The sequence below is a fragment of the Neptunicella marina genome (genome assembly GCF_014270035.1).
Classification (GTDB): Bacteria; Pseudomonadota; Gammaproteobacteria; order Enterobacterales; family Alteromonadaceae; genus Neptunicella; species Neptunicella marina.
This window is the reverse complement of the sequence record NZ_JACNEP010000007.1, coordinates 281,931-289,222: the sequence shown is the minus strand read 5'-3', so window position 1 is coordinate 289,222 and position 7,292 is coordinate 281,931. Positions and strand designations below refer to the sequence as shown.

Annotated in this window: 9 protein-coding genes; 7 read left to right on the top strand and 2 right to left on the bottom strand. The window is 38.9% G+C overall.

Features of this window, described 5'->3' with window-relative positions:
• Positions 1-134: 134 nt before the first annotated feature.
• The 7 genes from H8B19_RS11320 to H8B19_RS11290 all read left to right on the top strand — a co-directional run bounded on the left by H8B19_RS11320 (position 135) and on the right by H8B19_RS11290 (position 4,980).
• On the top strand, positions 135-596 hold the full coding sequence (locus H8B19_RS11320) for a hypothetical protein (RefSeq protein ID WP_186506986.1): 462 nt from the start codon (positions 135-137) through the stop codon (positions 594-596).
• 129 nt (positions 597-725) lie between these two features.
• Positions 726-1,214 (top strand): hypothetical protein, encoded by a 489-nt coding sequence (locus H8B19_RS11315; protein ID WP_186506985.1) that lies wholly within the window; start codon positions 726-728, stop codon positions 1,212-1,214.
• Between the two features lie 115 nt (positions 1,215-1,329).
• A complete protein-coding gene (locus H8B19_RS11310; protein ID WP_186506984.1) occupies positions 1,330-1,710 on the top strand; it encodes a hypothetical protein in 381 nt (126 codons plus the stop codon).
• A 111-nt stretch (positions 1,711-1,821) separates the two neighbouring features.
• Positions 1,822-2,433, top strand: coding sequence for a hypothetical protein (locus tag H8B19_RS11305; protein ID WP_186506983.1), 612 nt, complete (start codon positions 1,822-1,824; stop codon positions 2,431-2,433).
• A gap of 126 nt (positions 2,434-2,559) precedes the next feature.
• Positions 2,560-2,826 (top strand): hypothetical protein, encoded by a 267-nt coding sequence (locus tag H8B19_RS11300; RefSeq protein ID WP_186506982.1) that lies wholly within the window; start codon positions 2,560-2,562, stop codon positions 2,824-2,826.
• A 42-nt stretch (positions 2,827-2,868) separates the two neighbouring features.
• Positions 2,869-3,249, top strand: a complete 381-nt coding sequence (locus H8B19_RS11295) for a hypothetical protein (RefSeq protein WP_186506981.1) — start codon at positions 2,869-2,871, stop codon at positions 3,247-3,249.
• 849 nt (positions 3,250-4,098) lie between these two features.
• Entirely contained in the window at positions 4,099-4,980 is an 882-nt protein-coding gene (locus H8B19_RS11290) for a site-specific integrase (RefSeq protein ID WP_186506980.1), read from the top strand.
• 43 nt (positions 4,981-5,023) lie between these two features.
• On the opposite strand, the gene H8B19_RS11285 is transcribed toward H8B19_RS11290, so the two are convergent.
• Positions 5,024-6,175: a hypothetical protein gene (locus H8B19_RS11285; RefSeq protein WP_186506979.1), complete on the bottom strand. Its 1,152-nt coding sequence runs from the start codon at positions 6,173-6,175 to the stop codon at positions 5,024-5,026.
• Positions 6,168-7,268, bottom strand: coding sequence for a nucleoid-associated protein (locus H8B19_RS11280; RefSeq protein WP_186506978.1), 1,101 nt, complete (start codon positions 7,266-7,268; stop codon positions 6,168-6,170). Before H8B19_RS11280 ends, H8B19_RS11285 begins: the two co-directional genes overlap by 8 nt.
• Between the last annotated feature and the right edge of the window lie 24 nt (positions 7,269-7,292).

Below are 7,292 nucleotides of genomic sequence, written 5' to 3'. Positions count from 1 at the left end.
TTGAGATGAAGAAAACAAACGGCTCAGTCTTGTGGGTTCGCGATAAAAAGAAAGCAAAGCAACTTAACAAGTCAAGGCAATGGACGCAGCAAAGCTGCGCCTCTGCTTGAAGCGTTATACATCAAGGAAGAGTTTTGCGTAGATTCTTAATACTGCTACTCATAATCAGTTCAAAAACTTTTGCATGTGGAGAAGAAACAAAGGAGTTCTCGCCTTTTGCTCTAAAATTTGAAGACCAGCAAACTTCTCAACAAGAATTACAAGTTTTTGAAATATTATCACCAGTCAAGAAAGGTGATGAATTTTTAAGTAGCGTTACAGCTCGTTTAGAAGGCGAGTTTGAAGTTAATTTAGATATTCGAGAGGACTTTAGTTACATTGGTAACTACTATCGCTCTTTTATAAGTATTCCAAATAAATATATTGATAAAGTTGAGGTTGTTCTTTCATACAACACCACGAAAAAAGACCGATCTACTATGCTTTTCTGCGCTAATTGGAAGATATACAAATTAAGGGAGCTGCTTAGTTTTGAAGCAGCAAATGAGGCTCCACCACCAACTTCTCCTCCTCCACCCAACGCAGATGATTATTGATATGTGTAAATTGATGTATAACAAGCTGTTTAAAAGTGGACAAAATTCAGTTGGCTGGTTTCGCTTCGCTTCACATTATAGCCAACTAAATTTTGCCCATTAACAGGGGGTTAAATTCTTGGAGAAATCATGAGCATCTTATATTTAGTAAAGAAAAATGATGAACTTATTTCTCATTGTAAATGTGAAGAGTCCTTAGTTGGTGACCCTGGGCAGCTAGATTGTCCTTGGTGTGGTTGTGGCTGGCTTTTTTCATGCACTAAATGTCGGAAGGCATTCACTTTTGCAGAAGCGAAAGAGATAGATAAAACATGGGAAGAGTTAGCAAGAGAAGACTTGCTGGGGTACAGCGGTAAAGAGCCTGAATTAGAGGATATAAATAGCTGGATTGATTGTATGCAAAACATGGTGAGCCATATAGAAGCTGGTAAAACATATATTTATCTAGATGGCTGCTTTATTCCTGCTGATGAGGAAAACTTTGAATTTGAAGGCTGGAAGTCAAAGCACAACTTTTATAAAACTCCTCAAGTAATCGCTCTAAAAGATAAAGATATAATTGATGAGGTATTATCGAACCCTCAATATTGGGAAGAAAATATCATTCAAGAGCAATGAATTTAACAAGCTCGTGCACATGACCTTCGGCAACAGTCACCTTTTGTGCATGCGCACAAAAGCCGCCAGTTACCTCGGCCTGTGACGCGGGCGTTAGTTGCCTCAGGAGCATCGTGTGCATTTTGATGAGTTGAAATCGATTATAGATCTTAGAAGCGATCAAGAGTTAAATGTGGTTTCTTCTGATTGGCAGATTACGAAAAAGCCCAACTCTCAATCAAATAACTGGTTATCTGAAGATCAATTTAATCAGATTTTTTCCAAGACCGCTGAATTTCAAGATAGTGATACAGTGTTTGTATTTGAGCCATTTGAACGTACTTATAAAATTTCAGGTTTAACCAAAAGGTTAACTGAACAACTAGATTTAAACTGGGCTAATTTTGATGCTTTTCAAAGTTCTACTGAAATTCTTTTTTTCTATATGGTACCAAAAAGCTTAAATTGGGTTTTATATGCAAATAGAGACTTTTGGCAGTTTGCAAAAGGCAACTAACAAACCAATGTTGTTCAGCCAGCAAGTTGGCTTGGGAAAATTACTCGCTGTCACTCCGTGGCAAAACACTCGCAATTTCCCCAAATTGGGGCGTTATGCACTAAGGGAACCATGCAGAATCTTTTAAGCTTGATAGAAAAGGAATTTGACGAGGCTGAAGGTTGGATTCGTATTGTAGATGCCAATTGGTATTCGAATGATTTGCGATTAGATGTTTCTATCTCTATGCATGATGAATCACAACCTGAGCTATGGGAAATTTCTTGTGATCAAGTTGTAGAGGAGTCGATAAACTCAACAGGAACTGAAACTATAATGTTGAGTTCCAAATCTCCACTACTAATTCCGTATAGTGATATTCAATTTGATTTGATGTTTTCAGACAATTTTTGTGATCCAGAGGCTCTATTGGGTATCGTTTTAAGCTGTTGTATTGAAGTTTTCAGTCGAGCAGAATATATACACAGGTTTTTAAATCAATCGCCTGAACTTAAAGGTATCGTTAGTTCAAAATACGGCAAGCTTGGGCGTTTTCCCGAATCACTTGCTATTAAAATTATGAAAGCATTAGAAGCTAAGCCAATCCGTATAAATGCACTTGATCAAGGCGTTCCTAAAAAATGGAATGGATCAGAGTTTGTCTCCTATTCTCAGAACCTTCAAGTTCTTGAGTTAGGAACAAGCTATATAATAGGGGAACGTTTTAGTGCAGAGCGTGCATAACAAACGCCTCAACAAAGGACGCAAAAAGCTAGGCTTGCGTCACTTCGTTCCTAATTTTAGCCAAGCATTTTGCGCCTGTTAGGCGGGCGTTATGTTTGTTTTGGATACTGCACGAAGGAATAACAAATGAAGTGGGAATTTTGTTTATCTATTTCTCAGTTTGGGTTAATTGTTGATATCGTTGGTGTTGCTGTACTTGCTTTCTTTAACACTCCATCAGAAGTAATGAATAAAGAGGGTCTTCACTATCAAACGGTCAATTTAGGCGAAAAAGACTCTAGAACTATTGCTGAAAAGAGAAAGTATCGCTTTCATCGCGGGCTGACTTATGTTGGCTATGTGTTGTTACTAATTGGATTTTTATTGCAATTTATAGGCTCTTTTACCCATTAATGTGCAGAAACATAATAAGGCGTTATACGCCTCGGTAAGCAAATGATTTACATCTCAACAGATGATAAGCAGTTGGAATTGACGGGATACTGTCAAAAGTGGCTGGCATATCTTGCTGACGGTCATTTTGAAGACGCAGATAAGCTAATCGACCATCCAAATTGTTATGGAGTAAAGTGGGGAGAGGAAGAGTTAAAGAGTGCTGTGAGAGAATACTTTAACCGGGAAGGCGAAGTTAGCTTTCAAAATGTAGATATCACCAACTGCTATCCCGAATTTCTCGAATCTAGTGACGGCTCATTGCTTTTTGGCTTTTACCTTCCCGCAAACGAAGAGGTTACAGATTTGACGGTTCAGTTTGAGTTTAAGCCTTCTGGCAGGAAGCAATATTTGGCAACTATAAATGATGTTCATGTGCTGTAGTAAAGCGGCGTATAACAAGTTGCGTAAGTTTGCCCAAACAGCGGGCGGGACAAATACTCGCTACGCTCGCATTTGCCCCTTCGCAAAGCGTTGAATGACCGCTATTCGTTCAAACCTGCTGGCGATAATTTGGCTGTCTCGCAGCCATCAGGTTTATTAAATCTGCCAATTACGCAAAGAACCCATCCGTAAAACAGAGGCATCATGAGCAATATCCCTCTTTTTTATTCGGGCGCTCCGCCGCCCGCTATGTCGAAGTCGAAAAATCGCCTTCAACATAGCGGGCGTCTGGGTTCTGGCGCTTACACGCAGAAATTTATTTGCAGATTGCATCCTGATTTATATGCAGGTAATCTTTAAACCACTAGTCCGTTCGGGCAACGAAAAAAGTCGGCGCTCTCCAGCTGCCGTTTCCACGTAGTGAGGCATCCTCACGTCCTTCTATATATGTCATGCCGCGCCGCATTTTCGGCGTTCAAGTTCGGCGCTTAGTTGCTGCCGTTTCTATCTATTTTGATTTTTAAATCCCAGGCGAGATCGGTCCGAGCCTTGCGTTATGCGCTAAACAGGGGCGAATAGGCTTAAGTGTCGCTGAGCTGTTTACAGCCAGTTAATCTTACAACCTAAGGAATGACATAATGTTTAATGAAGTACATGAAGTGTCTCAGCTTAAAGCCGAGACCCGACTAATCGCCAGAAAGAGGCATAAGCCGTCGAAGCTAGACAAGTACGGTATTCACTTGCGTAAACTCTATGAGGAGGGCGCTAGTAAAGCGGAGCTTCAGCGCTGGCTTGTTCGTAGGGGTGTTGTAGTAAACTGGACCACGGTGAAACGTTGGCTGGACAGAAATGCCTAAGTTCGCCAAAGCAGAAACGCAGGCAGAAAATGTAGTTAAAGGGCTGACAAAAGCAAGAATTATCAAGTCATATGGTACAGCCCGTAACTACGAACAAGCTCTTAAAACTGTTGCCAAGTGGACTAAGGAAAAGAAACTAAATGGGCTTCAGTCGCTGACACCAGACGTTGCCAGGTATTATCTTGAATACCGCGCCGAAGCAGTAGGGCAGAAAGCGCTTGATATGGAGCGTCAGGCCATTCAGGCAATGATGCTAATGAATGGCAAACTCCCTCCTAAAGCAACCTTGTACCGAGTTAAGTCAGAGCTAGAAGAAATTAAAAGGTCCAGAGCCTATACATCGGCGCAGGCACAAGCGGTATCCGAACATCAAACAGACACACATAAACTTTCCACCCAAATTGCGTATGCTGCCGGATTAAGAGCTCATGAGCTTCTGACGCTTGCCAGGGCAGAAGAGCGAAATCCTGACAAACGTCCCGCGTTACACTCAAAATGGGCTGGGCGGGAAGGTCAACTGTACACGGTTCAGGGGAAAGGCGGATTGATACGCCACGTTTTGATTCCCAACGACCTTGTCGTGGAGCTGGAAAAACGCAGATTTAATAATCCAGTGACTGTCAGAGACCGAAGAATAAACTACCTTCAGCGTTATGATATTGGGGCAGGGAAGCGATGGTCAGACTCGTTTAGTAAAGCATCCAAGCGTGCTCTCTTTTTCTCTACTGGTGCCCATGGCTTGCGACATAGCTATGCGCAAGAGCGTATGAGCGAATTAATGGCGTTAGGGTTTAGGCGAACTGTTGCTCTGGAAACTGTTTCACAAGAGATGGGGCATTTCAGGCCTGAGATTACGGAGGTATATTTGGCATGAATTATCAGTCTGTAATTTTTAAAAAATATTATAAAAAGCAATGTCAGCCAGAGTTAAAAACGACTGCTGAAATTACGTACATAATAAATATGCCTACTGTTTTTTCTACTAACCCTTTGATATCCTTCAGGCTGTCATCTTTGCAAGTTATGATCGAATTTTTGGCTGATTTAACCTTCTCTGATATTGCGTCTTTTGCGTAAGAGTTGTTTATCTCAGATGACCTCTTTTCATATATTTCGAGCCTGGTAATAGTGTTTTCAGCCATTCTTTTGATAAACTTTTTCTTGGCAGTCATAGATCTATATAAAATGAAAAATGCTAGAAGAGTGCTAAATATTAGCGCTAAGTTAAGGCTCTTATTTGCTACTCTCAGAGCTGAAGCCAAAATGACGGCTCCAGGAACCGCAAGAGCCTGGATGTAAAAGCCTTGAATCTGCTCTTCTATCTTATTAATGAAGTCACCAACATCTTCTTCCAGTTCCTTTATGAAGTCTTCAAATGAAAAGCTTCTTAAATAAGTTTCATAGTTTATATGAAACAAGTTCAATAGCTCATTTGAAAACTTAATAAACTCCAGAAAGCCAATATTATTCTCTTCTTCCATTTGAATTAAAGAGGCACGCATTATTGATACTTTCTCGCCCTGATGTGCATCCTCTTGTAAAACAGACCCAAGCAGCAATGATGGATCTGAAATATTTGTAAAAGCCTCGCGTAACTCAACCTCAGAATACTCGCCAATGTCAAAATCTAATACAGTTGAAGTATTCTTGGATTTTTTGTCAAAAAAAATGTAAGCCCAACTATCATTTCTATCTGATTTTGGGTACTTGTGAACAGATATGAAATCGAAAAATTCAATCCATTTTTTTAGGTTAATGTATTGATTTTTTATATCAATTAAATTTTTGCTTTGACTTAATACTACTACCTCTTCGGAAGTTTTTTCTTCATTATCTGACGATATGTATCTTATTAGTTGATGGTAGTCTTCAAAAATGAAATCAATGTCCTCAATTTTAATACTTCCAAATTGATGGCCTTTTTCATACAAAGAAGATTCGTATTTTTTTCTTGGAAACGCGTTGTAGAAATCTTGCTCTTGAATATTTTTAACTTCAAGGTAACCCTCATCAAAGTTAAATTCTCCGTGAATAAAGATGTCCTTTATTTCTTTAGACAAGCTATTCACGTTGAAGATCCTTCAGTAACTTAACAACTTCATCATCTTTGACTTTAGTAGTGACAGTTAATGTATTGTCATTTTCATTGAACTTGGCCACATCCCCAACTTTGTCCTTTTTGAAATGTGAGCGTTTCAATTTTAATGAGCCAATGCCGGTTTCTAAGCTAATGAACTCTAATTTATCTATATCTGAGTTGGTTACAGAGAATTCCTCATTAACTTTGTAGTCATAGTTGTTAACAAACTCTTCAAAGGCACTTCTTTTTATATCTATATTCTTCTGATCCTTCAGGCTTGAATAAATTGCATCATCTATATCTTTAATAGTTGTTTTGAATCCGTTTCTGCCGTTGTACTGAAGTTTTGCAATAACCTTTTCAGTACAAAGGTCTCTTTGATTTCTCTTTATGTTCTCTTTTTCAAGAAATTTTTCAAGCGCAGTCAAGACATTGTTTACACTTTCTTTATTTTTTATGATGTCTTTTGCATCAAAAAAATTAATAAAGTAGTTAGTAGTCCCAGAGCTCCCATTTATAAATGAGATATCAATGTCTTCTTTATCTAACAAGCTTTTCGAAAATTCATCGCTGTCTATTATGGCACCTTGCATAACGTCATCAAAATCGATGATATCTGTTCCCTGGGGAATGCCTTCGTCGCTGAACCTAAGTGCTGACTTATCTTTAAGTAGAACAACAATGAGCTTCTCTTTAACGATAGGTTTTTCGTCATTTTGGGATTCTATCTCTTTTTGGTATTTAAGAAATATTAGTACTAGTTTGCTTTGGGCTCTTGAAGCCTTAAGTGCAATATTGTTCTCAGCCTGAACTTTTCTAACGAATTCAGAAAAATTTAATGTCTTCTCATCTTCCAGGTGTTTTCTATAAAAGTCAGCTAGTGAGTTTGGTTTTGGTGGGTTTTTTATTTTTCCGTAGTTTTTTGACCTTTTCCTAATTTTTGTTTCAGCTTCTTCCGCGAAGGCCTTAACAAATTCATCAGTCTCGTTCCACGGATGTCCATTTTTCGCTTTCCAACTCTTATCTTCTTTATCCAAACTATAAGGGATGCTGGTTGCTGCTAAAACATTTATATTTGTCATTATTATTCTTCCTTGTATCGTTAC

Coding starts and splice junctions, on each gene's coding strand:
- H8B19_RS11280 (WP_186506978.1), bottom strand. CDS start 7,268: ATGACAAATATAAATGTTTTAGCAGCAACCAGCATCCCTTATAGTTTG.
- H8B19_RS11315 (WP_186506985.1), top strand. CDS start 726: ATGAGCATCTTATATTTAGTAAAGAAAAATGATGAACTTATTTCTCAT.
- H8B19_RS11300 (WP_186506982.1), top strand. CDS start 2,560: ATGAAGTGGGAATTTTGTTTATCTATTTCTCAGTTTGGGTTAATTGTT.
- H8B19_RS11305 (WP_186506983.1), top strand. CDS start 1,822: ATGCAGAATCTTTTAAGCTTGATAGAAAAGGAATTTGACGAGGCTGAA.
- H8B19_RS11295 (WP_186506981.1), top strand. CDS start 2,869: ATGATTTACATCTCAACAGATGATAAGCAGTTGGAATTGACGGGATAC.
- H8B19_RS11290 (WP_186506980.1), top strand. CDS start 4,099: ATGCCTAAGTTCGCCAAAGCAGAAACGCAGGCAGAAAATGTAGTTAAA.